Below are 25,370 nucleotides of genomic sequence, written 5' to 3' on the forward strand. Positions count from 1 at the left end.
TACAATCGCCTGTTGTAATGCTGACGTTGCCACTTCGGCAACGTTGCAAAGGAGAATGATCATGGCTGTTGTGATTGCATTTTTGGCCGGTATGTTGACGCTGCTTAGCCCCTGTACCTTACCGGTGATCCCGCTGGTGTTTGCCAGCGTAAGCGGGCGTAAGGGACAACTCATCCTGTTGTTGTTCGGTATGGGGTTGATGTTTACCGCTGTATCGCTGCTGGCCACGGCGGCAGGGGGATGGTTAGTCAATCTGACTATCGTCGGGCGTTGGCTGGCGCTGGGCTTTTTGGTCGTTGTGGCTATCAGTTTGCTGTCAACACGCGTTGCAGGCTGGCTCGGATCGCCAGCGGTTGCGTTGGGTAATCAACTTAACCAACAGAGCTATCGTTATGGCAGTGGGCTCGCTTCAGTATTCGCCGGACTGGCGATTGGACTACTTTGGGCGCCGTGCGCGGGACCGGTGCTGGGGGCGATATTTAGCCTGGCGTTGTTGCAAGGAAATTCAGTGACGACCGGCATCTTGCTGCTTTCCTATGCCAGCGGATGCGCGCTGATGTTGCTGCTATTGGGGTGGTTCGGGGCGCGGCTGATTTCCCGTTTGCGCGGTGGTCAGGTGATAAGTGGGCGGTTACGCCAACTGGCTGGCGTGGCAATGTTGGCCGCAGTGGCATTAATCGCCAGCGGTAGCGATCGTTATCTGCAGGGCGCCAGCGGTTTAACCCATCGTCTGGAGCAGCGGCTCAGCGCGTTTATGCCCCAGGATCCACAACGAGTTCGGCTGGAGCCGATCGTTGCGCCGCGGCCAACCAGCGCTATGCCAGAATTGCAAGGCGGTACCGCATGGATTAATAGCCCACCCCTTACCAATGCGGCGTTAAAGGGTAAGGTGGTGCTGATTGATTTTTGGACCCGCGATTGCATCAACTGTCAGCATACGCTGCCTTATGTACGGGCGTGGGCCAATAAGTATCGCGATGCGGGGCTGGTGGTGATTGGCGTACATACGCCGGAATATCCGTGGGAACGGTCGTTGCCGCAGCTTCGTGAAGCGGTCAGCCAGCGGCAGCTAAACTATCCGGTTGTCGCAGATAACAACTACGCCATCTGGAATGCGTTTGGTAATCAGTACTGGCCGGCGCATTATTTCTTCGATGCGCGGGGACAACTGCGTTATACCGCCTTTGGCGAAGGTGATTATGCCCGTCAGGAGCAGGTGATCCAACAACTGCTGCGCGAAGCGCGGACGTGAGGAGGAAATAAAAAAGCCGATAACAGCAGTTATCGGCTTTTGCAGGACACTCGCTAATCGGCAGCGTCTTATTTCGCCAGCAGTTCCTGGGCGGTGCGTTCAACGAGGCTCAGCAAGACCTTCACATCGTCCAGCGTCACCACCGGGTTGAGCAGCGTCAGCTTCAGGCAGGTTACGCCGTTATGCTCGGTCACGCCGACGTTGGCGCGGCCGGATTCCAGCAGGGCGTCGCCCACGCGCTGGTTGAGCAGGGCGATCGCGGCGGTATCACTACCAGCCATTTGCGCCGGACGTGAGCGGAACAGCACGCTTGCCAGCTGCGGCTGCATGACCAGCTCCAGCGTTGGCTGAGACTTCACGAATTCCGCGACGTTTTTCGCCATCGTCACGCCATGATCGATGATTGAAGCGTACTGTTTCTTGCCCAGTGCCTCAAGCCCCATCCACAGCTTCAGCGCATCGAAGCGGCGGGTGGTCTGCAGCGATTTGGAGACCAGGTTCGGAACGCCGTGTTCTTCATCAAACTCGGAGTTCAGATAGGCCGCCTGATAGCGCATCAGCTCGTAGTGGCGAGCATCTTTCAGCAGGAAGGCGCCGCAGCTAATGGTCTGGAAGAACTGCTTATGGAAGTCCAGGGTTACTGAATCCACTAACTCCAGGCCGTCAAGGTAATCGCGATACTGCTCGGACAGCAGCAGCGCGCCGCCCCATGCGGCATCAACGTGCAGCCAGATCTGGTGCTCCGCCGCGATACCGGCAATATCACGCAGCGGGTCAATCGCGCCCGCGTCGGTGGTACCGGCGGTGGCGACGATGGCCATGATCTGCTCGCCGTTGGCCTGCGCTTGCGCAATCTTCGCCTTCAGGTCGGTGACGTCCATACGGGCGAATTCATCGGTTTTCACCAACGTGACCGAGCGATAGCCAAGCCCCATCAGCGCCATGTTCTTCTGCACCGAGAAGTGGGCGTTTTCCGAGCACAGTACTTTGTACTGACGAATGTCGCCCGGAATACCATCCTGCTGGATGGAATGCCCCTGACGGGCAAAGAAGGCGTCGCGCGCCAGCATCAGGCCCATCAGGTTACTCTGGGTACCGCCGCTGGTGAAGACGCCGGCATCGCCAGCCGGATAACCAACCTGGGCGCGCAGCCATTCGATCAGCTTCATCTCAATGATGGTGGCTGAAGGGCTCTGATCCCAGGAGTCCATGCTCTGGTTGGTGGCGTTGATCAGCACTTCCGCCGCCTGGCTGATAACCAGGCTTGGGCAGTGCAGGTGCGCCACGCACTGCGGATGGTGCACCGACAGGCTGTCTTTCAGGAAGTACTCGATCGCACGTTCAATCGCCGCCTGGTTGCCCAGACCCTGTTCGTTAAAATCAAGGGTGATGCGCTCACGGAGTTCATCAACGCTTTTCCCCTGATACATTTCAGGTTGTTGCAGCCACTGCGCAACCGCCTGGCTGGTCTGGGAAATGACCTGCTGGTAAGCGTCAATGCTTGCCGCGGACCCAGCCAGAATCGGATTCAATTTGGACATTGCGGTCACTTACTCCACTCAGACCGGTTTTACGCCGGCGGCCAGCAGGGCCTGTTCAAATTTATCGAGGAACACTTCCAGCTCCGCGTCGCTAATCAGCAGGGACGGCAGCAGACGCAGTACGCAACCGTGACGGCCACCGCGTTCCAGGATCAGGCCAGCTTCGAAGCATTTCTTCTGCAGCAGCGCGGAGAGTTCGCCGTCAGCCGGGTAGCAGCCCATATGATCCTGCGCCTCGTTCGGCTTCACGATTTCGATACCGATCATCAGACCGAGACCGCGCACGTGACCGATAACCGGATAGCGTTTCTGCATTTCCGCCAGTTTGCCTTTCAGCCACTCGCCCTGGGCGGCGACTTTGTCGGCAATCTTGTTATCACGCAGGTGGCGCAGGGTGGTCAGGCCGGTGGCCATCGCCAGCTGGTTGCCGCGGAAGGTGCCGGTATGATGGCCAGGTTCCCAGGCATCGAACTCTTTCTTAATGCCCAGAACCGCCATTGGCAGACCACCGCCGACGGCTTTAGACATCACGATAATGTCCGGCTCGATGCCGGCGTGTTCGAAGGCGAAGAATTTACCGGTACGGGCAAAGCCTGCCTGAACTTCATCGATGATCAGCAGAATGCCGTGCTCTTTGGTGACTTTGCGGATGCGTTGCAGCCACTCAACCGGCGCCGGGTTCACGCCGCCTTCACCCTGCACGGCTTCAAGGATAACCGCTGCAGGTTTGCGAACGCCGCTTTCCACGTCGTTGATCAGGTTTTCGAAGTAATAGGTCAATGCCTTCACGCCCGCTTCGCCGCCGATGCCCAGCGGGCAACGATACAGGTGCGGATAAGGCATAAACTGGACTTCCGGCATCATGCCGTTGACCGCCGCTTTTGGCGACAGATTACCGGTCACGGACAGCGCGCCGTGGGTCATCCCGTGATAACCGCCGGAGAAGCTGATCACCGCCGTACGGCCGGTGTATTTTTTCGCCAGCTTCAGCGCGGCTTCAACGGCGTCAGCGCCGGAAGGACCGGTGAATTGCAGGCAATACTCTTTCCCTTCGCCTGGCAGGCAGGAGAGCAGGTATTCAGAAAAGCGATCTTTTAACGGTGTTGTCAGATCGAGGGTATGTAACGGCAAGCCGCTGGTAATGACACTTTGGATGCTCTGCAGTACTTCAGGATGGTTATGGCCCAGAGCGAGGGTCCCGGCGCCGGCGAGGCAGTCCAGGTACTGTTTGTTATCCGCATCGGTCAGCCAAACGCCTTCGGCTTTGGTGATGGCGAGCGGCAACTTGCGAGGGTAACTCCTGACATTCGATTCGAATTCAGCCTGACGGGCCAAAAAGGTTTCGTTGTTCGCGTCCAATAAATCTGCACTTAAAGTATCAATACGGACTTTATCCGTCATCATATCACTCCCACAACCAGCGTTACGTTTGAACTCTGGTTGAATAAAAAGGTTTAGAAAATTGAATCGGCATTCATAAAGCGCGCACAATATATGGCTTTTTAAATCCGCATTCAATCTTTAATTTAAGGCGCTATTTTGACGCGATTATTACATACAGGAATGTCAATATAATTGGCTGATTTTAAAAGTAAATTTCGATTGTTTTTAAAACCATGGAAAGTGTAATTATTAGTGAGAAAGTCTATATATTTTTATTACCGCTTCGCTGAATGACTGACGGAAATACTTCCGTCAGTTTTATGGTTACTTAACGCAGTTCGATCGCATAATTTGCTAAAGGTGTTACTTTTTTCACCAACTTATTGTTATATAAAAATTGTTCATACGCGTCGTAGCGCGGCTTATCTAACGCTGCCGGATCGGTGGCGAACAGCGGCACGCTCTGCAACCACGCCTGCTGGTTCAGTTCGGTATTGAGTTCCGGATGCGCTTTGGCAAATCGCTGCCAGGTTTGTTGCGGATGCGCGCGCAAATAGCTCACTCCCTGCTGTAATGCGTCGAGGAATTTTTTGATTTTAGGGGCGTTGACCTCGGCTTTGTTTGCCACGATCACCAGTTCGTCGTAAGCGGGCACGCCATAGTCTTCCACATTCATGACCACCGGTTTTTTGCCCTGCAGTTTGAGTTCCAGCGCTTCAATATTGCGATAACCGCCGATAACAGCATCGACCTGGCCGGCCAGCAGAGCGCTGGTGAGCTGGAAATTAACGTTGATCAGTTTAATGCTGTTAGGGTCGATGTTGGCGTGCTGCGCCATGGTGGCCAGCGTCGCTTGTTCAATACCGCTCACCGAGTATCCCACTTTTTTCCCTTGCAGATCGGCCGGAGATTTGATGCGCGGATCCAGCGCAATCACGGTATTCAGCGGCGAATGGATCAGCGTCCCGACGCGAACCAGCGGCAGTCCTTCATCGGCGAAGAAGTGAACCTGCGGTTGATAGGTTATCGCTAAATCCGCCTGGCGAGCGGCAACCAGACGCGGAGGGAGCGCCGGGTCGGAAGGGGGGATGATGTTGACATCCAGCCCGGCATCCCGAAAGGCGCCAATCTGTTCCGCCACCATAATGGGCGCATGATCCGGGTTGATGTACCAGTCCAGTACCAGGGTCAACTTTTCATTTGCCGATGCCTGGCCGCAGACCAGCAGAGTGAGGCCGGCCAACAGAGGTATACGCATATCTCTTCCTTATTATCTCTTGATAAGTTATTCCGGCGACCAGTTGATCAGCCGGTGCAAAAAGGCGTCGACCGCCAACCACAGCGCGATGGTCAGCAGCACTAAAATAAACAATGCGGCGAAGCAGATATCGGTTTGCAGGCGAGCATTGGCATTCAGCATTACGTAGCCAAGCCCCTCGGCGGAGCCGACCCATTCGCCAATAATCGCGCCAATGGGGGCGACGGCGGCGGCCATCCGCAGGCCGGAACCGAGCGCGGGTAGCGCCGCCATCAGTCGAACATGGCGCAATTGAGCACCAAAGGAGGCGCCCATGGTACGGGCCAGATCGAGATAGTCGCGATTGACCCGTTGCAGACCGTCAAAGAAAGCCGAGGTAACGGGGAAGAAGATAACCAGCACCGCCATCATAACCTTGGCGCTCATACCAAAACCAAACCACAGTACCAGCAGCGGGGCGAGGGCGAATACCGGAATGGCCTGGCTGGTCAGTACCAGCGGCATTACCCACCGTTGTAATCGCGGAGACATGGTCATACAGAACGCTAACACCATACCGAGCGCGACGCCGAGCGCCATTCCGCTGAGAATTTCGCTTAGGGTGACCAGAGTGTGGCTGGCCAGATAGCTGCGGTTATTCCACAGCGCTTCAGCGACCGCCGCCGGAGAAGGCAACAAAAAAGTGGGAATGCCGCTGTAGCACGCCAGCTGCCAGAGCAACAGTAGGCCACAAAATACGCTGCACCCGCGCAGTAACTTGCCCCTCATCCGTTCGCCCTCATCAATTGCTGCAGCAGCTGCGCCTGGCTTGCCAGCAGCGCGCCATCATCCGGGGCGCGAGGCGGGACGCCACTTAAATGATGGCTATCATCAATTTCACCATCAGGCGAGAGTACCAGCAGACGATGGCTGAGGCGGCAGGCTTCCATCGGGTCATGAGTGATGAGCACCACGGTACGTCCGGTCAGTAAGCGCGCGGCCAGGGTCTGAATGCGTGTGCGGGTGAGGGTATCGAGAGCGGAAAACGGTTCATCCATCAGCACAATGGGGCGATCTTCATAAAGGGTGCGCGCCAACGCCGCGCGCTGGCGCATCCCGCCAGACAGCGCGGCCGGGCGTTCATCAGCGCAGGAGGCCAGTCCTACCTGCTCAAGAAGCTCGTTGACGCGGGCGTTGTCGACCTTCTCACCGCGCAGCCTGGCGCCGAGGGCGACATTTTCCCGCACGTTAAGCCACGGATAGAGCAGATCTTTTTGCCCCATCCACGCCAGTCGTGTAGTGACGGGAAGGCCATCGCTGGCGATTACGGTTCCGCGGGTTGGCGCCGCCAGCCCGGCGATAATACGCAACAGGCTGGTTTTGCCCGCGCCGCTGGCGCCAAGGAGCGACACCCATTGCCCGGCGGCAATATCGAAAGAGAGATCGTGAAAGATCTCCCGCGAGCCAAAACGCAGACATAAATCGCGAACGTGAATACCTGGCGCCATCACGCCTTGTCCTGCCCGGCGGCATTCAGTCCCATTTGCCAGAAATTGCCTTCCAGCCGGGTAGCGGTAGTAAATATGTCGCTCAGCCCGGCGAACCGTGATTCCGCGCCGCGCTGTTGCCAGAGCGTTTCCAGCAGGCCGATCGCTGCATTGACGCCCTGTAGATAGCTCTCGTCGCCGTAGTTGCGGATCCATGAAGCATAGGGATTATCGTGCAAGTTGGTTTGTGGGTTGTGCAACAGACCGAGCCCGATTTCCGCATAACCCGCAACGCAGGGCAGCAGCGCCGCCAGCAGATCCAACGCGTCGCCGGAGTGACCGATATCCAGAACGTAACGGGTGTAGTTGACGGTTTCCATCGCTTCGCTTTGCAGGGCCATAGCGTCTTCATTTAATCCCCATTGCTCGCAATAGCCTACATGTAGCGGTAGCTCAGCAAGGATGGCATTCATCGAGGCGGCGGCGGCGCGCATCTCTGGTAATGTGCGAAGTTTGCTGACCAGCAGGGCGTAGCTGCGAGCGAAATGGATCAGGAACAGATAATCCTGGGTCAAATAACGACGAAAGGCTGCCTGCGGTAGCGTGCCTGCGGCTAATTGCTGGAGGAAAGGGTGCGACACGTAGCGTTGCCATTCGCCACCGGCCTGCTCGCGCAGTCGGCCGTAAAGACCTTGGGTAAAAGCGGGAATCATCATGGGACCTCCTGAAAATAGGGGGAGATCCGGGCGTGCAGAAGTGTGAACAGGCAAAACTGAAAACTGGCGAACATGCCGACCCGTCCCTTCGCTGGCATGACCCAGATCAGGTTCAAAGGGTTCGGCTTTTACGCCATCTCAGCCCTCACGGGACACCCCTCGGTTGAGACATGTTATACGTCATTCACTTTTTGATTACAACGGCGGCAAGGTAAAAAACGGCGATATCTGTGACGCTGTCACTTTTAAGGAGCGATGGGACGGATCGATAAATAACATTTATCAATTTGTGTGATTAACCACGCTTTTTTATCCAAAAATAAGCAAAGTAAGAAGAGGGTAAGTTGGCGTAGAACAAGGGCTTACGATATATTTTTAGCACATTACATTAATATCCTCTTATGAATGCGTCAGTGCTGGAGACCGCATGAAGCTGGCAGGCCTTACTCTTTTACTGATGCTTGCCCTCGCGCCTGGCGCGTCTATCGCAGCGCAATTATTCGACCCTGAAGACGGCATGCTCGATATGAGCCAGTATCTGCAGGATAACCCGTACGGTTTTCTGCCGGTACCTGTGATGATTACCGAGCCGGCTATCGGCTACGGCGGCGGTCTGTTTGGTTTATTTCTGCATGGTAAAGGCTCCCGCGAGGGCGATCGTTTTATTCCACCGGCGCTGACCGGGTTCGGCGGTGGTGGGACGCAAAATGGGACCTGGTTCATCGGCGCCGCGCATCGTCATACCTGGAATCACGACAGTATTCGTTATCTGGTTGGCGCGGGTTACGCCAATGTGAATCTCGATATCTACTCCGGTGACATTGCCGGGTTTAACAAAAATGTGGCAGTGCAAACCCATACCAAAGGCTTTGGCGGTTTACAAAAGCTGTTATTCCGCGTGGGGGATTCACCGGTTTTTCTTGGCGCCTCGCAATTCTATGCGCACACCGATGTAACCGCGGACAATCCGCTGATCAACAAGGTGTGGCAACGGGTGCTGGGGGAAAACAGCACCTCTTCGGCGGTGGGCGTGGTGGCGGAATATGACACTACCGATAATTTTTTCTACCCTAAGAAAGGGTTATCGCTGCAGGGCGAGTACCGTTTTTACCGCGCTCTTCTCGGCGGCGACTATCATTACAATCAGTTGTCGCTGGATGGTAAATTCTTTCTACCGCTGGCGCCGACCTTAACCCTGGCGCTGGCGGCGAATTATCAGTCGCTAACTCATCATGACAAGCATCTAACGCCAATGGCCCGGCCTTACATCGAACTGCGCGGCATCTCGCGTTTTCGCTATCAGGGCGATTATGTCGCTGTCGCCCAGACGCAACTGGCCTGGCAGTTTGCGCCGCGCTGGATCCTGCAAGGGTTTGTCGGTATCGGCAGCGCGAGCGATGAGGCGAGGTCGCTGTGGCAGCAAAACGAAGTGGCGTGGGGCACCGGTTTTCGTTATCTGGTCGCCCGTCAGTATGGTTTATTTACCGGCGTCGATGTCGCATTTAGCGAACACGAGCAGGCGGTCTATTTTAACGTGGGTTCCGGACTGTAAAGGTACGAATAAAAATGAGATGGAAAACAACCGTCATCACGCTGCTGTTGACCTCTGGCGCCGTGTGGAATGCCTGTGCGGCGGAAAGTGACGACAGTGATAGCTACTTTCCCATCTGGGGAGACGAAGCGCGCGCCCGCGGTTATTCCATCCCGCTGCCGTTTGGCGTCAATCTCAGCTATATGAATATGCGCCAGGATATTATGGTCGACAGCATCACCTTTTCCGGACTGAAGCTGGGTAACCATCCGATCCCCAGCGATATGTTCGCCATTGATGCCGGACACACGCGAGAGAAGAGCAAAACTGAGAACCTGCGGCTCGATATGTGGGTGTTTCCCTTCCTTAATATCTACGGGATTCTAGGCCACACCCGCGGTTCGTCAGTGTCGAATGTGTCGGTCGATGCCGACCCAACGCAATACCGCGGTCTGGATCGCATCATCGCCGGCGCGGTGCATAACCTCAACCAAAGCGGCGAGTTGCAAAACATCGATTTTGTTCTTGATTTCAAAGGTACCACCTGGGGAGGCGGGTTCACGCTGGCTGGCGGCTATGAGAACTGGTTTGCCCTCGTCGATACAAACTACACCCGCACCGATTTCGATATTCTCGACGGCAGTATTTCTGCCGTGACAGTGTCACCTCGCGTTGGCTATCGCTTCAACCTTCAGGGGATTTCCGGCCCTTCGCATCTCAGCGTGTGGGTCGGCAGTATGTATCAGGATGTGCAGCAGGAATTTAAAGGCAACCTGGCCGATTTGCATATGCCGCCACAGCTGCAGCCATTGATTGCCGCGGTCAATAAAGACGGCAACGGCAAGTTTGATGTCAAACAGAAACTCACTTCACCATGGAATATGCTGATCGGCGCCCAGTACGAAATCACGCGTAACTTCAACGTTCTGACCGAATTTGGCTTTAACGATCGCAATAGTTTCTTTGTCGCCGGTGAATACCGTTTTTGACTTAACGGCGTGTAGCCATCGGCGAGTATGATGCGCGCTGTTTTTGTGTCATGGAGAACGCTTTTGATGCGTAAGAGTTTGTGGTGGTTATTGGCGGCTGCTTTTTCGGTATTTGCCCAGGACCCGGTATTACCGACGATTCCCGTTAACCATGTCAGCCCGGTAGTGGGTGAATTATCGCCGCCGGAATCGCTGCGCCCATGCTGCGCCTTCGGTTTCGATCTGCGGGTGCGCGCCATTGGCGTGCCAATCCCGGTTTATCAGATTGGCAATGTGCTGACGCTCGATACCTTAGGTGAGCATCATTACAACGATAGCGCGCTCGGCGCGGTCAAAAATCTGGTTGGCTTAAGCGATGAGCACAATGGCCTTATTTATACCCGCCGCGGCGGTTTTATTGATATTGCCCATGTGCGTGATACCGCTGATTACACCTTTTATTTATTCAGCCGAATTTACCCGACGCTCGGGCAGTCAGGACGCATCTTTTATAGCGAGGAACTGGGCATACGCCGCGTCCAGTTAAATGCCTTTACGCCGCCGGCTTCAATGCCGCAGCGATATACCATTGCCGCCTGGCTTGCCGGCCATCTGGCCTTCGAAATTGCGCAGTGGCATGAGATCGCCCAATGGTATGGTTTCCAGTCGGTTCCGGGTTTTTCAGAAGAAATTTCCGCCTTTTCACCGGAAGATCTCTATTCCAATCTGCTAGGCGCACGTCTGGCGATCAACGTCATATTGCAAGGGCAAGCCGGTTCAGTCGATGCCTACAACCGGGCGATGGAAGCGGCGTTAAAACAGGCGTTGGTCAAACTGCTGGTCGCGCCGCAAAGTGAGACGGAACGGATGTTTCGCGAGATTGATGGCGACTGGTGGAACAGTAAGCGCAGGGTACCGGACAAATTTTTGGTGCTGAAGCGGAATTACGATCTCAGCGAAAATCGCCTACCAACGCCGGTTCCTTTTGAACGCACGCCGCCGTATCGCCTGACGATGCCAAAGGAAGTTGCCGGATTTACGCTCGCTGAACTGGGTCAACTGCAAATCCATCCGGGGCAGGATATGCAGTCGCTGCCAGCGCCGCATATTTTTTATTCTCCGCAACAGTTCCAGCAGCTTGCTGATAAAGCGCAGCAGGCGGATGCCATTCAGCTGCAGCGTATTGAAAAATAACTAACGTTTGGACGCTGCTGGCTATACTCAATCAAACGAATTCCCCCGTTATTGATGAGGTAGCATCAGGCTATGGTATTTGGTGTTCCGCGTGCGTGCTGGCTGCTACTGACGGTGCTTTTAGTTAGTCAGGAATGCTATGCCCTTGACGGCAGTCGGCTAAAGCAGCGCGCGGATGCGGTGCTCACCTTAATGAGTTACACCGTGGTACCTGACGTTACCGCCAGCGATCTGAATATTGGCTCCGGCGCGAATGAGAAAAACGAACTAACCCTCACGCAATTTGGCGGCGGCGCCACCTTGAGTGAGGTTTTTCCGCTCTATCTGGAAGGCACCCTCGGTTACAGTCGCTACGATCCGCAATTTGTGGTCAGCGATGGTGCCCAGAGCCGTACCATTCCCACCAAATGGAACAGTCTGACCGCTACTGGCGGCGTCGGCTGGGACTTTCCATTGTATCAGGACCGATGGGGCGGAAAACTGGTGCTACGGCCTATCTTCAATATGATGCTGGGCACCATGGCCAGTGATGCGCGCCTCGGTCGCTGGGCGCTCGAACGTAAAACGGATGCCGATATTCGCTTCCTCGATGGTGGGCGACTGAACGCTTATGGGTTGGGCGGTTCGTTAATGCTTGATTATGAACTGTTTTCCAACACGCAGGATATTGACATAGAAGCGCGCTATTCCGCGATGAATTTGCAAACCTTCGGTAGCACATCAGAAGCGGTCCAGGGGCAGGCCAGCGCCGAAAATCTGGGTATCTACCTTCGTCGACGCGCGCCGATAGCCGATTGGATGTTGCTGAAAAGCCCGGTACGCTATGTGCTGGAAGGGGCTCATACTATCTATCTTGGCGACCAGCGCGGTGAACTCGGCTTTGATAGCCTGAGTTCGCTCGGCATTGGCCTGGAGCTCGACAGCAGCCAGTATCCGGTATTCATCACCCGCACCCGACTGGTGGCCCGCTATATGTTCGGTAATAACACAGAAGGGTATGGCCTCGGTTTAGCGATGAGTTTCTGAGTGATTTACCCGTTTTCATGATTGCGCTATTTTTTTCATTTTTATTGGCAATATTTTCTTCGCTGATTCGTCTACCTCGATACATACATTTTTATGAGGTAATTGACGATGAGAGATTTTGAACGACACGGGCATCATCACCAGGGTTTTGGACGTCACAGAATGGCGCGGCCGCTGATTATCGGCGCGGTGATTGTTGTGGTGCTGAGTCTGGTCGTGATGTCGCTATGGAACGCATTGCTGCCAGCTATCTTCGGGGTGAAAAGCATCGGTTTCTGGCAGGCTTTGGGATTACTGGCGCTGTGCCGTATTTTGTTTGGCGGTTTAGGTTTTCATCGCGGTATGTTTGGTATGGCGCAGGCGCGTCGACGCATGCATGAACGCTGGATGACCATGACCCCGGAGCAGCGAGAGGAGTTTGCTCAACGTTTTGGCCGCCACGGACATCACGGCCGCTGCGGTTGGCATGAACGTCGCGGCGGGCAACCGACTGACGATAACCCATCGGCGAAAACGCCGGATGCCGAGTGAACGAGGTGAAAAACGCGATGGCGGGGGAATCACGGCTGCTGTCCGCGCTTGCCGCCTGCCGTGCGCGACTAAGCGCGTTTATTCGCGGTAGAACCGCCGTACGTGACGATGCCGATGACATCCTGCAGGAAGTCACCCTGCAACTGATGAAGGTCGAGCAACCGGTGGAGAACGTGGCGGCATGGTTATTCCGGGCGGCGCGTAATGAAATGACCGACCGGTCGCGTAAGAAGCGCGAGTTGCCATTAACATTCGATACTGATGAAGATGGCGATGGCGGCTTTGCCGAGGATGAGCTGGCGGAAACGCTGTTTGGCGTCGCGCAGACGCCGGAGGAAGCCTATCTTAAAGAACTGCTGTGGGAGGCTTTAACCGAGGCGCTGGCGGAGCTGCCGCCGCTGCAGCGTGAAGCCTTCGAGAAAACCGAGCTGCAGGGCTATAGCTACAGGGAGCTGGCGGCAGAGAGCGGCGCCAGCGAGCAGGCGTGGCTGTCGCGTAAACACAAAGCGGTGCTGTTTCTGCGCAGCCGTTTGCGAACGCTTTACGATGAACTTACCGCACCTTAATTCATGCCCGGCGGCAGATAGCGCCGGGCTTTATTTTATCCGTATTCCTATAACATTGTCGCCAGCCACTCGGCGAAGACGCGCACCTTGCGCGATACATGACGATGGGGATAAATAAGCGATAACTTCCTGGAGGGAACCGGATTATTCGGCAGGACTTCAACCAGCTCGCCGCTTTTCAACCAGGGGTGAAGGAAAAGATCCAGACCCTGCATAATGCCGAGTCCAGCAAGGCCAGCGGCGATGTAAGTCTCTGAATTATCCACCACCAGTTTACCCGCTAGCGAAATGTCCTGCTGCCCGGCGTCAGTCTGAAACACCCAGCGCATGGTCTGATGATTACTGTTATTCAGCCAGTTGATCGCCTGATGATGCCGCAGGTCGTCAAGGGTTGCGGGAACGCCGTATTTCGCCAGATAGGCCGGGCTGGCGCAGGTTTTCATACCGACGGTACCGAGATGACGTGCGATATAGTCACCGTCTTCAAGCTCGCCAATGCGCAGGACGCAATCGAGGCCCTCGCGAAGCATATCCCGCCGCCGGTCGGAGCTGCTCAGCACAATTTCAATCTCCGGATGTTGCTGATAAAAGGCGGGGAGATTCGGCACGACCACTAACTTCGCCAGAGCGATAGGCATATCTATGCGCAGTTGACCACGTAGCGGACGCTGCGGGGCGAAAGACTCCATAAGATCATCGGCCTGCGCCAGCAGAGGTTTACTACGACGATAAAACGCCTCGCCATCAGGGGTGAGGTGGATCTGTCGGGTGGTACGCTGCAGAAGCCGAACGCCGCAGTGCTGCTCAAGCTGCTGTAGCGCTTTCGTAACCGCCGGGCGATGGATCTGCAGATTCTCGGCGGCGCGCGTAAAGCTGCCAGACTCGATAATCTCGATAAAAATCTTAATAGATTCAAACAGATTTAAGTTCATTTGTGCCAATGTGCTCCGATGACAACATCGTATTTCACTTTGATTATTACTTATTTAATAACAGTGAAGGATAACTTTTACTATTTTTCCCAACAATAAAGCGGCCTACAGTGGCGTCATCCCAGCGCTAAGCGCCAGAAAACACACTAAGGAAGCCGCATCATGCAAAACCATTCTGTTAGCCATATTCTCGGTATTGAAAAACCTGTCATTCAGGGGCCGCTATCCTGGCTAACCGACGCCCGGTTAGTCGCCGCAGTCAGTAATGCCGGCGGGCTGGGCGTATTAGGGCCGAACGCAGGTTTAACCGCACAAACCGCCGTCTCGACGCCGCAGGAAACGGCAGAAAAGATGCGTGAAGAGATCCGTAAAACGAAACGACTCACCGAGAAACCTTTCGCTGTAAATCTCATTCCGACGGTTGAAAACGATATCTGGACGCCGCCGATTGTAGAAGTAGTAAAAGAAGAGGGGGTTAAAGCGGTGGTTTATACCGGCTATGGTCAAGGAGCTATCATTCCCTCGCTGTTTGCCACGCTTAAGCAGGCCGGGATCAGCATTATTTATCGTGATATTAACCCAACACCGGAAAACAGCCGCGAGGCCGAGGAGATGGGCGCTGATGTTATTGTCGCCACCGGCTTCGACGAAGGCGGAACGCTTCCGGGAACGGCGCTAGGTACGTTTTCAATCGTGCCATTGATTGTTGATGCGGTGAAGCGTGTGCCGGTGCTGGCGGCTGGCGGGATTACCGACCGGCGCACCGCCAGGGCCGCCCACGCGCTGGGCGCGCAGGGGGTATTTGCCGGCTCCGTGTTTATCAGCACCACCGAGAGCCGCGTGCCGCCATCGGTGAAAGAGATGATCGTGCAAGCTAACGGTCTGGATTTGCAGCTATTTCGCACATTGCCAGATTACTATCGTTCGCTGCCGGGTAAATTAGCCGCCAGGCTGGTGGCGTTAGATAAATCCGGCGCCAGTAATGAAACCATAGCCGCGGAAATGGGCGGTTTACGCGGCCTGCGAATTGGTATGCTGGAGGGCAACACTGACGAAGGCTACATTTCACTGGGAACCGGCATCGGCAGTATTCAGCGGATCAAGAGCGTAGCGGAAGTGGTGGAGGAACTGACGGTTTAATCTGCCTTCCCGCGCTCTCATGCGGAAAACAGAAACTCCCCGTTTGCGACAACGGGGAGGGTGATTAGCAGAAATTAGCTCCCCCAGCGCTGCTGCAGATACTGAACCGCCTGCTGGGTTTGCGGCTGGTTAAGGTTGTTTTCACGAAACAGAATCGTCCCCTGAATACCCGGCGTGGTTTCATTGAGATCGATCTGCTTTTTCAGCTCCGGCACGCCGCCGCCAACCATCCAGTCTGGTTCATTTTTTGATGGTGCACCGACTTTATACAGCGCCACGCCGATATAGAGCCGGGTGTGAGTGGGTTTCACGACATCGGCCCACCACTTAGCCAGCACATCATAGCGCGCGGCGTCGCGGGCGAACGGCCAGTACAGCTGCGGCGCGATATAATCCAACAGCCCTTGTTGAACCCAACTGCGGGTATCGGCATATGACTCGTCATAGGCCGCCGCGCCGCGGGTGTCAGAGCCGGCCGGATCGTGGGAGCGGTTGCGCCATACCCCCGCCGGGCTGACGCCAAACTCAACCTGCGGATTGAGTTTCTTGATGGTCTGTGAGACCTGCGCTATCAACTGTTGGGTGTTATGACGCCGCCAGTCGGCTTTTGAGGCATAACCCTGACCATATCGCTGATAGGTTTGATTATCGTTCAGCGTCGATCCCGGCGTCTCAGTATAGAAATAGTCATCAAACTGCACGCCGTCGATGGGATAGTTTTGCACCACTTCCGCCACGATACTGGTTATCCAGTCACGGACTTCCGGGATCCCAGGGTCGAGCACAAAGCGATCGCTGGCGGTGCGTATCCAGTTGCGGTGCAGGACAAATACGCTGGCGGGGACCTGAGTCAGGGTGTGGTTAAGCTCGGCGATGGTAGCGGGTTTTGTATTAACCGATACCCGATACGGGTTGAACCACGCGTGAACTTTCATCCCGCGTTTATGCGCTTCATCGAGCATAAACTGCAGCGGATCGTAGCCGGGATTTTCGCCAATTTTGCCGGTCAGCATGTCTGACCACGGCAAGATGTGGGAATCCCACAGCGCGGTGCCGTCCGGTTTGACCTGGAAGAAGACGGTATTGATGCCCAGGCGTTGCAGATTGTCGAGTTTGGCGATCAGCGCCAGCTTCTGCTGGCTGATGCGGCTTTCCGGGCTACTGGCGATAATTGAACCCACCGGCGGCCAGTCGAGACGAGAAACCGTGGTGATCCAGACGCCGCGTACTGGCTGCTGATTTTTTGCCGATTTTTGCGTAACGGGCGGTTTACTGGCGGTCACCAGCGATTTTGGCGCTTTACTGGTGCAAGTCACGAGCAGCAGTACGGCGGCGGCAACCGCGCCGAGCCGGGGCATGCAGGTGACGGAGAGAAGGCGACGAGAAGCGATAATCATTACTCCCGTAGGCATGTAGACGCTTGAAAAATCACATTGTCTTATGATTCCCCCACCAGGGCAAGCCGCGCTCCGATGCAAAGAAAAAGAAAATGCCTTTTGTCTGGTATCTGTACGCGTTACGTGCAGAACTAACGACAACCTTTCACAGCAGTTAGCTGAAAAAGCAGAATTAACCTGGATAATTAGCTGGCCAGTTGTGTTACAACATATTACGAGACGCACAGCTAAGGAGAATCCGATGCGAAAAATATTATTGCTGGCCGCCGTTTTGCTGGCATCCGCACCGATCGTCACCCAAGCCGAAGAGATTACGCTTTTGCCGGCTATTAAACTGCAGATAGGCGACCGGGATTCCTACGGTCATTACTGGGACGGCGGCCGTTGGCGTGATAAAGACTACTGGCATCGTCATTATGAATATCGTGACAAGCACTGGCGAAAGCTAGAGAAAAAACAGCGTAAAGCCTACGAGAAGGGCTATCACGACGGTCGTAAAGACGCGAAGAAGCGTGAGAAAGAATACTATAAACACCACAAGAATCATCATCACTAAAACAACAACGGGGCCATCAGGCTCCGTTTTAGTTCCTGCATTTCATCTTCCTAAGATTCAACTCATTATGCGCTGTTATAGTTGCTTCGCGTAATCTGCTTTTAGAAGCCCCCCGCAATAATGTCAAATATCGCTTTGAGTTTTTACAGTGTCAGCATTACCTGATGACAATAAAAATAGCCTACCAAGATTGGTGGGCAATTTTGCCGCCAAATATTTTTTAAGACTATTCCATATTCACAGCGAATGAAAAATCCGATTTGCAAAATAATTAAATATATCTTTTAAATCACATGGTTAAATTACACTTTATTTTGTATGGTTTTTGGGATTACACTTTTTTGGCGATTGTTCGTCTTTCAGCGCTAAATGCGTGAGTGAGATTAATCCTAAAAATTTAAATACGCTAACCACCCATAACTACGAGGCGAAATTGCGTGTTGAATTGACTCGATCGATCTGTAAAATTGTGTGGTGATAGTTAATGAAATGTAATAAAGGGATCCGCTGCGGTGAAGATTCGTGCGGTAGCTATGCCCATACCACACCGGGAACCCTTTTACGCACAGTGATTAAGGATATTCAGACTTGTTATTCAAGCAGGGATAACCCTTAAGAAAATAATAGCATTGCAATGGAAAAGCATATGAAAACGCGAGTGTTTTTAGCCGCTATGATTGCGGTTTCACTGGCAGGGTGCGAAGCGCCGCCGAAGCCGCAAATTACCGATGACACCATTGAAACCACGCAGGTTAACGGCGTCAATTTGACCCATCGCCATATTGTTGTTCCTCCAACGGAATTTACCCCGATTAACGCAGAATATCGCGCGCTGTATTCCGCCGCGGTAATGAGCCAGGCCGGGTATGGCGGCAAAGTGATTGTGCAATTAGTTCCAGGTGCTAATTATATTGCATTGGGACAGGCCCAGGACGGCTGGATAGCGTTAGCCAATGAAGGTCAGGAAAATTTAATTGGCTATGCTCCGGCCAATGCCGTTGTCAAAAGTGAGCTGTATGATAAAACGGTTCGCGAACAGTCGAAGCGCCCGAAGGCGCGTAAGAAAGCGACCTGCGTGAGCGTCGACGGAAATACCAAAGCCTGCAAAAACGGCAATAACGGTACCTGGATTCTGGATTAATCCCGCCTTTACGAGCGACACCGTATGAATAATAACTCTCTTTTACGCCAGGTCATGCTGGCGTTTTATTTGTTTCTTTTTACGTTGGTTAGTGGATGTGGTTCGTCTTCACACAGCGACCCTGCCCGATACAATCTTCAGTTCCAGGCCCACCCGCAAATTAACAGCTCTGCGCCATTAAAGGTCAGAGTGTTAGTGCTGAAATCCGATGCGGAATTCATGTCCGCCGATTTCTACTCCTTACAAAATAACGCGCAAAAAGTTCTCGCCGGCAACTTGCTGAACAGCGATGAATTTTTCCTGATGCCGGGGCAACTGGCAAAAAAACTCAGCGGGCAGTCCTCGCCGGAGGCGCGTTATATCGGAGTGATGGCGGAATACCAATCTCTCGATGGTAAAAAGTGGCGCATTTCTCTTCCTCTGCCAACGCCTGGCGAAACCCCTTTCTGGCAGTTCTGGAAACTGTCAGCAGATCAGCTGCAAGCCAATTTATATCTTGACGTTAACGGGATCCGCGTCGTGCAGCAATAGCGCGAGCCCTAACAGGAAATTTGTATGAATAAAGCAGAAAAGGTGGTCTGGACCGAAGGCATGTTTTTGCGTCCGCATCACTTTCAGCGGGCAGAAAGCTACCTGCAAACGCAAATTCGCGAATGGGGCGGATTACAGCGCTCCTGGCTGTGGGGTTTTCTTGAGATTGAACTTGATGATGCGATGCTGCGTCAGGGCTGTATTGCCCTGAGCTATGCCAGCGGCCTGCTGCCGGATGGGACGTTCTTCCAGTTTCGCGATGCTCGTCAGGGCCCGGCGCCGTTGCAAATCCCGGATAACGTCACGGGCGAAAAAGTCGTATTGGCCTTGCCGGTTCGTCGCGGCGGTCGGGAAGAGGTTATCTTCAGCGAGGAAAAAGACTCGCTGGCGCGATTTACCGCGTTTGAACAGGATGTGGAAGATGACAATGCGCTGTCGGTCGGCGATGCCACCGTGCAGTTTGCCCGCCCGCGGCTCACCCTGATGCTGGAAAAGGATTTGACCGCCGAGTGGACGGCCATCGGCGTGGCGTTCATCGCCGAAAAGCGCAACGATAACGCCGTAAAACTCGATAATGGCTATATCCCGCCGATGCTCAACGGCATCAATCATCCTTTGATTTACTCGATGATCAACGACTTGCATGGTCTGCTGGCGCAGCGTAGCCAGCAAATCGGCAGCCGGCTGCGACAGCCGGGGCGTTTTAATACTTCTGAATTAATTGAGTTCACTCTACTTGCGCTGGTCAATCGCCATCTCGGCCATCTCTCACATCTCAAAACGTTGCCGTTAATTCACCCCGAGTCATTGTGGAATAGCTGGCTGCCGTTCGCCGCCGAGCTGACGACCTGGATGGCGCAGCGCGGTCCGGATGCCGCGCTGCCGATTTATGACCATGACGATCTCGCGAGCTGCTTCGGCAAACTGATGTTGTTGCTGCGCCAGGGGTTATCACAGGTAATGGAAGACAATGCCATCCAGCTGCCGCTGATAGAACGGTCGCATGGGCTAAACATCGCGACCGTACCTGAGAGCAGCATGGTGCGCGATTTCGGATTCGTATTGGCGGTTAAAGCTAGCGTACCGGGTGATGTACTGCAAACGCACTTCCCGGCGCAGATGAAAGTCGCGCCGGTGAGCAAAATTCGCGATCTGGTGCAACTACAGCTACCGGGTTTAATTCTGCGCGCTATGCCCGCCGCGCCGCCGCAAATTCCGTGGCATGCCGGTTACAACTACTTTGCAGTCGAAAAGGGCGGCGAGCTGTGGAACGACATGGAGAAATCCGGCGCCTTCGCCCTGCATCTGGCAGGCGAGTTCCCCGGCCTGGATATGGAATTTTGGGCTATCCGTAGCCCGTCGGAATAAGAAAGCGAGCGTTGATGATGCAGGAACAACAGGCCGCTGCCAGCCATGGCGTGAGCGGCAATAATCCCCTGGTGACGGCCGCCAACCCATTGCTAAATGCGATTCCCCAGATCCGTCATTCGGTATCGCACGATGACCAGGCCGGTTTGCGCCAGCGTTTGATTGATGAAATCCGCCGTTTTGAAGTGCGCGGTCAGCAGGCGGGGTTACCCTACGAGGTGATAGTCGGCGCTCGTTACTGCCTGTGTACCGCGCTGGACGAAGCTGCGGCTTTAACGCCATGGGGGAGTAGCGGCGTCTGGTCGGGCAGTGGTCTTTTAGTGACCTTTCATAACGAAACCTGGGGCGGGGAGAAGTTCTTCCAGCTATTGGCGCGCCTTTCGCAGAATCCACGCGAACACATCAATCTTTTGGAACTGATCAACTACTGTTTGTTGCTCGGTTTTGAAGGGCGCTACCGGGTAATGGATAACGGCCGCACGCAGTTGGAAACCATCAAACAGCGCCTGTGGCAGATGATTTGCGGCGTACGCGGCGGCTACGCGCCGCCGTTATCGGTTCACGGCGAGGATCGCCCGGTGCTGCGTAAACTGTGGCGTCCGGTGGTGCCGCTATGGGCCTGCGTCGCGCTGGCGGGGTTCGCCGCCTGTCTGTTCTATATCATTCTTAACTGGCGGCTTGGCGATGCCACCAACCCGGTGTTGGCGAAAATTTACCAGACGCCGTTGCCGGAAGCATCGATTGCTCAGCCGGCGGAAAAATTGCCGGCGGTACTTAACCTGCGAGGTTTTCTGCGCCCGGAAATTGCCGAAGGGCTGGTTGCGGTCCGTGACGAAGCGGACCGCAGCGTCGTGATTCTCAAAGGCGACGGGCTCTTTGCTTCGGCCTCAACGGTGGTGCGCGATCGCTACGACCCGGTCATTGACCGTATTGCGCAAGCGATGAACAACGTCAGCGGCCGCATTCTGGTGGTCGGCTATAGCGATAACGTGCCTATCCGCAGCGCGCGCTTTGCCTCGAACTACGAGCTGTCCCTGGAACGCGCGCGTTCGGTACAAAAACAACTGCAAAATCATCTGACGCAGCCCGAACGCGTAAAAGCCGAAGGGCGAGGGGAAATGAACCCCATCGCGCCGAATACCACTCCTGAGAACCGTGCCCGTAACCGCCGTGTGGAAATTACTCTGCTGGTGTCGCCCGATAATACCCGGGCTGAGCTGAACGGATTGCCCCAAGGAAATTAAGGATGCTGACACTTCTGCTTTCCATACTGACCAACCGGCTGCTGTGGGGTTTTCTCGGCGCCACGGCGGTGGCGGCCGTCATCTGGATGATTGGCCCGCTATTGTCGATTGTCGATACCCGGCCGCTGGAATCGGAACAAAACCGCGTTATATCTATTGCGCTGGTCTACCTCATCTGGGCGCAAAGCCACATTCTGCCGCGTCTGTACAACGCCTGGCTCAACCGCAAGCTGATGGATAACCTGAAGGAAGACACGCCGAAGGGCAACGATCCGCAGCAGCGCCTCAATAGCGAAGACCAGATCCTCGCCGATCGCTTTGATGAAGCCGCGCAAATGTTGAAAAAAGCGCACTTCAGCAAAACCGGTAATGGTCAGTGGACCCAGCGGTTTAGCACCCACTATCTGTATCAGCTGCCGTGGTATGTGATTATTGGCGCATCCGGCTCCGGTAAAACCACCGCCTTAGCCAACTCCGGGCTGCAGTTTCCGCTAGCCGACCGCTTCGGTAAAACGGCGTTACGCGGCATCGGCGGCACGCGCAACTGTGACTGGTGGTTTACCAACGAAGCCGTGCTGCTGGACACCGCCGGGCGCTATACCACCCAGGAGAGCGAGCAGGCGCAGGACGCCAGCGAGTGGCTGAAGTTTATGGGGTTATTGCGGAAATACCGCCGCCGCCAGCCAATTAACGGCGTTATCGTCACGGTAAGTATCTCCGATCTGTTAACGCAATCGACGGAGGCCTCGCGGCAGCAGGCGGTTAATCTGCGCCAGCGTCTCTCTGAACTACATGAACAATTGGGTATTCGTTTCCCAGTGTACGTACTGGTGACGAAGGCCGACCTGCTTAAAGGCTTTCGCGCCTGGTTTGCCGGTTACGACAAGGCGCAGCGCGATCAAATCTGGGGCTTCACTTTCCCGTGGGAGCAGGCAAGCCTTGCTGACTTCGATCTGATGGGCCGCTTTACCCAGGAGTTTGCGTTACTGCAACAACGGCTTGAAGCGGGGCTGCCGGATACGATGCTGCAAGAGCATGATGCCAAAACCCGCGCCGAAGCCTGGCTGTTCCCGCAAGAGTTTGCGGCGTTGCGGCCGCTGTTAGCGGACTATCTTAGTACCGTTTTTGCCCGCTCTAACTTTGAAACCGAGTTTTCACCGCGCGGCATTTATTTCGCCAGCGGCACCCAGGAAGGGTTACCGTTCGACCGCGTGATGGGCGAACTCAATCGCGCGCTATCTTTGCCGCAGGGAAATGAAAACGACAACTGGGACTCGGTCAGTAAAGAAGCGCCCATCCCCGGCGCCAAGGGCCAGAGTTATTTCATTAAAAACCTGCTGCAAAACGTGATTTTCCAGGAAGCCGGCATCGCCGGGCAGAACCGTTGGTGGGAACTGCGTAACCGCGCAGCGATCTGGTCAGGCTATGCGGCGCTCGCGGCGCTGTTAATCATTTCATGCGTACTATGGCTGACAAGCTACGGCAAAAATAAGGCCTACCTGCAAGAAGTCTCGGCGAAAGTGCCGCAGGTTGAGCAGCAGAGCAAAGCGCTGCAAAACCCCGAGCAGCGCGATCTGTTCGCCATGCTGCCGCTACTCAACGGCCTGCTGGAATTGCCGAAGAGCGCCGACTTTGACGTCAACGACCCGCCGGTTAGCCGCCGGATGGGACTCTACCGCGGTAATGATGTCAGCGACGCCTCGCAGACGCTGTATCAAAAAGCGCTGCAGCAAATGCTGCTACCGGATGTCGCCATGCGTATCACTACCTGGTTACGCAACGACAATGGCAGTGACGCCGAATATAGCTACGAGGCGTTGAAAGCCTATCAAATGCTCTATCAGCCCAAGCAGTATGACGGCAAGTTTTTACTCTCCTGGGTGATGCTTAACCTGCAGCGTAACCTGCCGCAAAACGTGACGCAGGCGCAGCTTCGGCAGCTGGAAGGGCATCTGGTCCAGCTACTGGAACCGCAAATCCAGTCCTCGCCGTATGCCAAAGACGATGCGCTGATCGCCCGCGAACGGGCGTTGATTAACCAGCAGCCGCTCTCCTCAAGAGTGTATGGTCGGCTGAAACGTCTGCTTGAGCATGACGACAATCTGAAAGCGGTCTCGCTGGCGACGCTCGGCGGGCCGCAGAGCGAACTGGTGTTCTCGCGTAAAAGCGGTACACCGATCGCAGAAGGCGTGCCCGGGCTGTACACGCCAGATGGCTACTGGCAGGTGTTCAATAAACAGATCGATAACGTGACCAGCGCGCTGCATGAAGATGATATCTGGGTGCTGGGCGCCGCCAGCGCGTCGGAAGATAAACAGCAAACCGATAACGCCGTCCGTCAGCTCTATATGCGTGATTTTATCGCCAACTGGGATCGCTTCCTTGCCGATATTCAGCTCAACAATAGCGCCGATCTGTCATCGCGGATCAACACCGCGCGTCTGCTTTCAGCCAGTAACTCGCCGCTGCGCCGTCTGGTTATCAGCCTGAGTCAGGTGCTGAACCTGGCGCGCGCCGAGCCGGATACGGTTAAAAGCGAAAGTTCAGCCGAGCAGGGCAACCGCGCGACCCGAACGCTGGAAGCGCTTTTCCGCCATGATGAGGGCGGCGCAACCCAGGGCGCGGCGCTTAGCCAGACGCCGGAACAGCTGGTAACCGAACACTACGCGCCGCTGATCGAGCTGGCGCAGCCGTTGGAAAAGGGCGGCAAAACGATTGTGTTCGATGATTTCCTCAAACAGATCGACGAACTTTATCGCTACCTGACGGCGGTACAGGATGCCGCCAACAGCGGTATGCAACCGCCGGGCGGCGATGCCATTAGCCGTCTGCAGGCCAGCGCCGGGCGCTTACCGGGCGGCCTGCAAACCATGTTCAGCAAAATGGCGGTCGGCGCCAGTAGTGATACCCAGCGCCGCGATCTCGAAAACGTACGTAAACGGATTAGCGTGGAGGTCGGCGGTTTCTGCCGCCAGGCTATCGCCGGGCGCTATCCGCTGGTTCGCAGCGCCAGTAGCGAAGTCACGCCGGACGATCTGGCGCGTATGTTCGCGCCGGGCACCGGCATGATGGATACCTTCTTCCGTGACAACCTGACCAATAAAGTCGATACCACGCAGTCCAGCTGGCGTTTTATGCCCGGCATCGATGGCAAAACGTTGCCGGGTAGTGAAGGGTTATTAAGGCCTTTCCAGCAGGCGCAATCGATCCGCGACGCGTTCTTTGCCAATGGCGCAACCACGCCGTCATTTAAAGTGACGGTGCGCACCATCAGCATGGACAACCGGATCCTCAACCTGACGCTGGATGTTGATGGCCAGCAGTTGCGCTACAGCCACGGTCCGCAGGCGGTGCAAATGATGAGCTGGCCAGGGCCGGGCGGCACCAATCAGGTGCGTATGCAACTCGGTCTGGCCGATGGTACCACCTCGACGCTGGTGACCAGCGGCTCATGGGCGCTGAACCGCTTCTTTGATAAAGCGCGCACCGCGCCCGGCAGCAGCAGTTTGAGCCGTCAGGCAACGTTTAACGTCGATGGTTATCAGGTCACGCTGGAGTTTGCGCCGAACAGTATTCGCAATCCGTTCCAGCTTCCCCGTTTCTCATGTCCATAACCGCAAGGAAAGCCG

General features: G+C 55.2%; 22 protein-coding genes and 1 riboswitch. Of the genes, 14 read left to right on the forward strand and 8 right to left on the reverse strand.

Features of this window, described 5'->3' with window-relative positions:
* Positions 1-61: 61 nt before the first annotated feature.
* A complete protein-coding gene (locus tag PGQ95_RS07545; RefSeq protein WP_430917544.1) occupies positions 62-1,252 on the forward strand; it encodes a cytochrome c biogenesis protein DipZ in 1,191 nt (396 codons plus the stop codon).
* A gap of 68 nt (positions 1,253-1,320) precedes the next feature.
* Here the strand turns inward: PGQ95_RS07545 and PGQ95_RS07550 are convergent, their stop codons facing one another.
* From PGQ95_RS07550 to PGQ95_RS07575, 6 genes are all read right to left on the reverse strand, one after another.
* A complete protein-coding gene (locus PGQ95_RS07550; RefSeq protein WP_430917546.1) occupies positions 1,321-2,802 on the reverse strand; it encodes a pyridoxal phosphate-dependent decarboxylase family protein in 1,482 nt (493 codons plus the stop codon).
* Positions 2,803-2,811: 9 nt separating this feature from the next.
* Entirely contained in the window at positions 2,812-4,197 is a 1,386-nt protein-coding gene (locus PGQ95_RS07555) for a diaminobutyrate--2-oxoglutarate transaminase (protein WP_015366536.1), read from the reverse strand.
* A gap of 307 nt (positions 4,198-4,504) precedes the next feature.
* Positions 4,505-5,434 carry an ABC transporter substrate-binding protein gene (locus PGQ95_RS07560; protein ID WP_230249658.1) on the reverse strand — a complete coding sequence of 310 codons (930 nt, stop codon included), beginning with the start codon at positions 5,432-5,434 and terminating at the stop codon, positions 4,505-4,507.
* Between the two features lie 27 nt (positions 5,435-5,461).
* Positions 5,462-6,202, reverse strand: coding sequence for an ABC transporter permease (locus tag PGQ95_RS07565; protein ID WP_113373339.1), 741 nt, complete (start codon positions 6,200-6,202; stop codon positions 5,462-5,464).
* On the reverse strand, positions 6,199-6,924 hold the full coding sequence (locus tag PGQ95_RS07570) for an ABC transporter ATP-binding protein (RefSeq protein ID WP_430917550.1): 726 nt from the start codon (positions 6,922-6,924) through the stop codon (positions 6,199-6,201). The genes PGQ95_RS07565 and PGQ95_RS07570 overlap by 4 nt, the downstream gene beginning before the upstream one ends.
* Positions 6,921-7,616 carry a TenA family protein gene (locus tag PGQ95_RS07575; RefSeq protein ID WP_087860820.1) on the reverse strand — a complete coding sequence of 232 codons (696 nt, stop codon included), beginning with the start codon at positions 7,614-7,616 and terminating at the stop codon, positions 6,921-6,923. Before PGQ95_RS07575 ends, PGQ95_RS07570 begins: the two co-directional genes overlap by 4 nt.
* Positions 7,617-7,682: 66 nt before the next feature.
* A riboswitch (TPP riboswitch) is annotated at positions 7,683-7,786 on the reverse strand.
* 257 nt (positions 7,787-8,043) lie between these two features.
* Between PGQ95_RS07575 and PGQ95_RS07580 the strand changes: the two genes are divergently transcribed.
* The 6 genes from PGQ95_RS07580 to PGQ95_RS07605 all read left to right on the forward strand — a co-directional run bounded on the left by PGQ95_RS07580 (position 8,044) and on the right by PGQ95_RS07605 (position 13,432).
* A complete protein-coding gene (locus PGQ95_RS07580; RefSeq protein ID WP_430917552.1) occupies positions 8,044-9,168 on the forward strand; it encodes a BamA/TamA family outer membrane protein in 1,125 nt (374 codons plus the stop codon).
* Between the two features lie 14 nt (positions 9,169-9,182).
* Entirely contained in the window at positions 9,183-10,136 is a 954-nt protein-coding gene (locus PGQ95_RS07585; protein WP_430917554.1) for a hypothetical protein, read from the forward strand.
* A 66-nt stretch (positions 10,137-10,202) separates the two neighbouring features.
* Positions 10,203-11,309: a DUF4056 domain-containing protein gene (locus PGQ95_RS07590; RefSeq protein WP_430917556.1), complete on the forward strand. Its 1,107-nt coding sequence runs from the start codon at positions 10,203-10,205 to the stop codon at positions 11,307-11,309.
* A 72-nt stretch (positions 11,310-11,381) separates the two neighbouring features.
* Positions 11,382-12,335, forward strand: a complete 954-nt coding sequence (locus tag PGQ95_RS07595) for a hypothetical protein (protein ID WP_430917558.1) — start codon at positions 11,382-11,384, stop codon at positions 12,333-12,335.
* 108 nt (positions 12,336-12,443) lie between these two features.
* The gene (locus PGQ95_RS07600) at positions 12,444-12,866 is read left to right on the forward strand and encodes a hypothetical protein (RefSeq protein ID WP_430917560.1); all 423 of its coding nucleotides are present in this window, start codon (positions 12,444-12,446) and stop codon (positions 12,864-12,866) included.
* Between the two features lie 17 nt (positions 12,867-12,883).
* The gene (locus PGQ95_RS07605) at positions 12,884-13,432 is read left to right on the forward strand and encodes an RNA polymerase sigma factor (protein ID WP_015366547.1); all 549 of its coding nucleotides are present in this window, start codon (positions 12,884-12,886) and stop codon (positions 13,430-13,432) included.
* A 47-nt stretch (positions 13,433-13,479) separates the two neighbouring features.
* On the opposite strand, the gene PGQ95_RS07610 is transcribed toward PGQ95_RS07605, so the two are convergent.
* Positions 13,480-14,364 (reverse strand): LysR family transcriptional regulator, encoded by an 885-nt coding sequence (locus PGQ95_RS07610; protein ID WP_113373345.1) that lies wholly within the window; start codon positions 14,362-14,364, stop codon positions 13,480-13,482.
* A 162-nt stretch (positions 14,365-14,526) separates the two neighbouring features.
* Here PGQ95_RS07610 and PGQ95_RS07615 point away from each other — a divergent pair, with 162 nt between their 5' ends.
* The gene (locus PGQ95_RS07615; RefSeq protein ID WP_015705465.1) at positions 14,527-15,504 is read left to right on the forward strand and encodes an NAD(P)H-dependent flavin oxidoreductase; all 978 of its coding nucleotides are present in this window, start codon (positions 14,527-14,529) and stop codon (positions 15,502-15,504) included.
* Between the two features lie 74 nt (positions 15,505-15,578).
* On the opposite strand, the gene PGQ95_RS07620 is transcribed toward PGQ95_RS07615, so the two are convergent.
* The gene (locus PGQ95_RS07620; protein ID WP_430917739.1) at positions 15,579-16,862 is read right to left on the reverse strand and encodes a glycoside hydrolase family 10 protein; all 1,284 of its coding nucleotides are present in this window, start codon (positions 16,860-16,862) and stop codon (positions 15,579-15,581) included.
* 280 nt (positions 16,863-17,142) lie between these two features.
* Between PGQ95_RS07620 and PGQ95_RS07625 the strand changes: the two genes are divergently transcribed.
* The 6 genes from PGQ95_RS07625 (at position 17,143) to tssM (ending at position 25,355) form a co-directional block, all read left to right on the forward strand.
* Positions 17,143-17,457 (forward strand): DUF2502 domain-containing protein, encoded by a 315-nt coding sequence (locus tag PGQ95_RS07625; RefSeq protein WP_015705463.1) that lies wholly within the window; start codon positions 17,143-17,145, stop codon positions 17,455-17,457.
* A 646-nt stretch (positions 17,458-18,103) separates the two neighbouring features.
* Positions 18,104-18,598 carry a hypothetical protein gene (locus PGQ95_RS07630; protein ID WP_015366552.1) on the forward strand — a complete coding sequence of 165 codons (495 nt, stop codon included), beginning with the start codon at positions 18,104-18,106 and terminating at the stop codon, positions 18,596-18,598.
* 24 nt (positions 18,599-18,622) lie between these two features.
* Positions 18,623-19,129, forward strand: a complete 507-nt coding sequence (gene tssJ, locus PGQ95_RS07635; protein ID WP_101704605.1) for a type VI secretion system lipoprotein TssJ — start codon at positions 18,623-18,625, stop codon at positions 19,127-19,129.
* Between the two features lie 24 nt (positions 19,130-19,153).
* Complete coding sequence (tssK, locus tag PGQ95_RS07640) at positions 19,154-20,497, forward strand: type VI secretion system baseplate subunit TssK (protein WP_271032544.1); 1,344 nt, start codon at positions 19,154-19,156, stop codon at positions 20,495-20,497.
* A 14-nt stretch (positions 20,498-20,511) separates the two neighbouring features.
* A complete protein-coding gene (locus tag PGQ95_RS07645; RefSeq protein ID WP_032714535.1) occupies positions 20,512-21,741 on the forward strand; it encodes a DotU family type VI secretion system protein in 1,230 nt (409 codons plus the stop codon).
* A 2-nt stretch (positions 21,742-21,743) separates the two neighbouring features.
* Positions 21,744-25,355: a type VI secretion system membrane subunit TssM gene (gene tssM / locus PGQ95_RS07650; RefSeq protein WP_430917564.1), complete on the forward strand. Its 3,612-nt coding sequence runs from the start codon at positions 21,744-21,746 to the stop codon at positions 25,353-25,355.
* Positions 25,356-25,370 lie beyond the last annotated feature (15 nt).

The sequence above is a fragment of the Klebsiella sp. 141240 genome (assembly GCF_050600805.1).
GTDB classification, from domain to species: Bacteria; Pseudomonadota; Gammaproteobacteria; order Enterobacterales; family Enterobacteriaceae; genus Klebsiella; species Klebsiella aerogenes.

Excerpts from the sequence above, each read along its gene's own strand:
- PGQ95_RS07545 (WP_430917544.1), top strand. The coding sequence starts at position 62 with ATGGCTGTTGTGATTGCATTTTTGGCCGGTATGTTGACGCTGCTTAGC.
- PGQ95_RS07555 (WP_015366536.1), bottom strand. The coding sequence starts at position 4,197 with ATGATGACGGATAAAGTCCGTATTGATACTTTAAGTGCAGATTTATTG.
- PGQ95_RS07560 (WP_230249658.1), bottom strand. The coding sequence starts at position 5,434 with ATGCGTATACCTCTGTTGGCCGGCCTCACTCTGCTGGTCTGCGGCCAG.
- PGQ95_RS07565 (WP_113373339.1), bottom strand. The coding sequence starts at position 6,202 with ATGAGGGGCAAGTTACTGCGCGGGTGCAGCGTATTTTGTGGCCTACTG.
- PGQ95_RS07575 (WP_087860820.1), bottom strand. The coding sequence starts at position 7,616 with ATGATGATTCCCGCTTTTACCCAAGGTCTTTACGGCCGACTGCGCGAG.
- PGQ95_RS07580 (WP_430917552.1), top strand. The coding sequence starts at position 8,044 with ATGAAGCTGGCAGGCCTTACTCTTTTACTGATGCTTGCCCTCGCGCCT.
- PGQ95_RS07585 (WP_430917554.1), top strand. The coding sequence starts at position 9,183 with ATGAGATGGAAAACAACCGTCATCACGCTGCTGTTGACCTCTGGCGCC.
- PGQ95_RS07590 (WP_430917556.1), top strand. The coding sequence starts at position 10,203 with ATGCGTAAGAGTTTGTGGTGGTTATTGGCGGCTGCTTTTTCGGTATTT.
- PGQ95_RS07595 (WP_430917558.1), top strand. The coding sequence starts at position 11,382 with ATGGTATTTGGTGTTCCGCGTGCGTGCTGGCTGCTACTGACGGTGCTT.
- PGQ95_RS07600 (WP_430917560.1), top strand. The coding sequence starts at position 12,444 with ATGAGAGATTTTGAACGACACGGGCATCATCACCAGGGTTTTGGACGT.
- PGQ95_RS07605 (WP_015366547.1), top strand. The coding sequence starts at position 12,884 with ATGGCGGGGGAATCACGGCTGCTGTCCGCGCTTGCCGCCTGCCGTGCG.
- PGQ95_RS07610 (WP_113373345.1), bottom strand. The coding sequence starts at position 14,364 with ATGAACTTAAATCTGTTTGAATCTATTAAGATTTTTATCGAGATTATC.
- PGQ95_RS07615 (WP_015705465.1), top strand. The coding sequence starts at position 14,527 with ATGCAAAACCATTCTGTTAGCCATATTCTCGGTATTGAAAAACCTGTC.
- PGQ95_RS07620 (WP_430917739.1), bottom strand. The coding sequence starts at position 16,862 with ATGCCCCGGCTCGGCGCGGTTGCCGCCGCCGTACTGCTGCTCGTGACT.
- PGQ95_RS07625 (WP_015705463.1), top strand. The coding sequence starts at position 17,143 with ATGCGAAAAATATTATTGCTGGCCGCCGTTTTGCTGGCATCCGCACCG.
- PGQ95_RS07630 (WP_015366552.1), top strand. The coding sequence starts at position 18,104 with ATGAAAACGCGAGTGTTTTTAGCCGCTATGATTGCGGTTTCACTGGCA.
- tssJ (WP_101704605.1), top strand. The coding sequence starts at position 18,623 with ATGAATAATAACTCTCTTTTACGCCAGGTCATGCTGGCGTTTTATTTG.
- tssK (WP_271032544.1), top strand. The coding sequence starts at position 19,154 with ATGAATAAAGCAGAAAAGGTGGTCTGGACCGAAGGCATGTTTTTGCGT.
- PGQ95_RS07645 (WP_032714535.1), top strand. The coding sequence starts at position 20,512 with ATGATGCAGGAACAACAGGCCGCTGCCAGCCATGGCGTGAGCGGCAAT.
- tssM (WP_430917564.1), top strand. The coding sequence starts at position 21,744 with ATGCTGACACTTCTGCTTTCCATACTGACCAACCGGCTGCTGTGGGGT.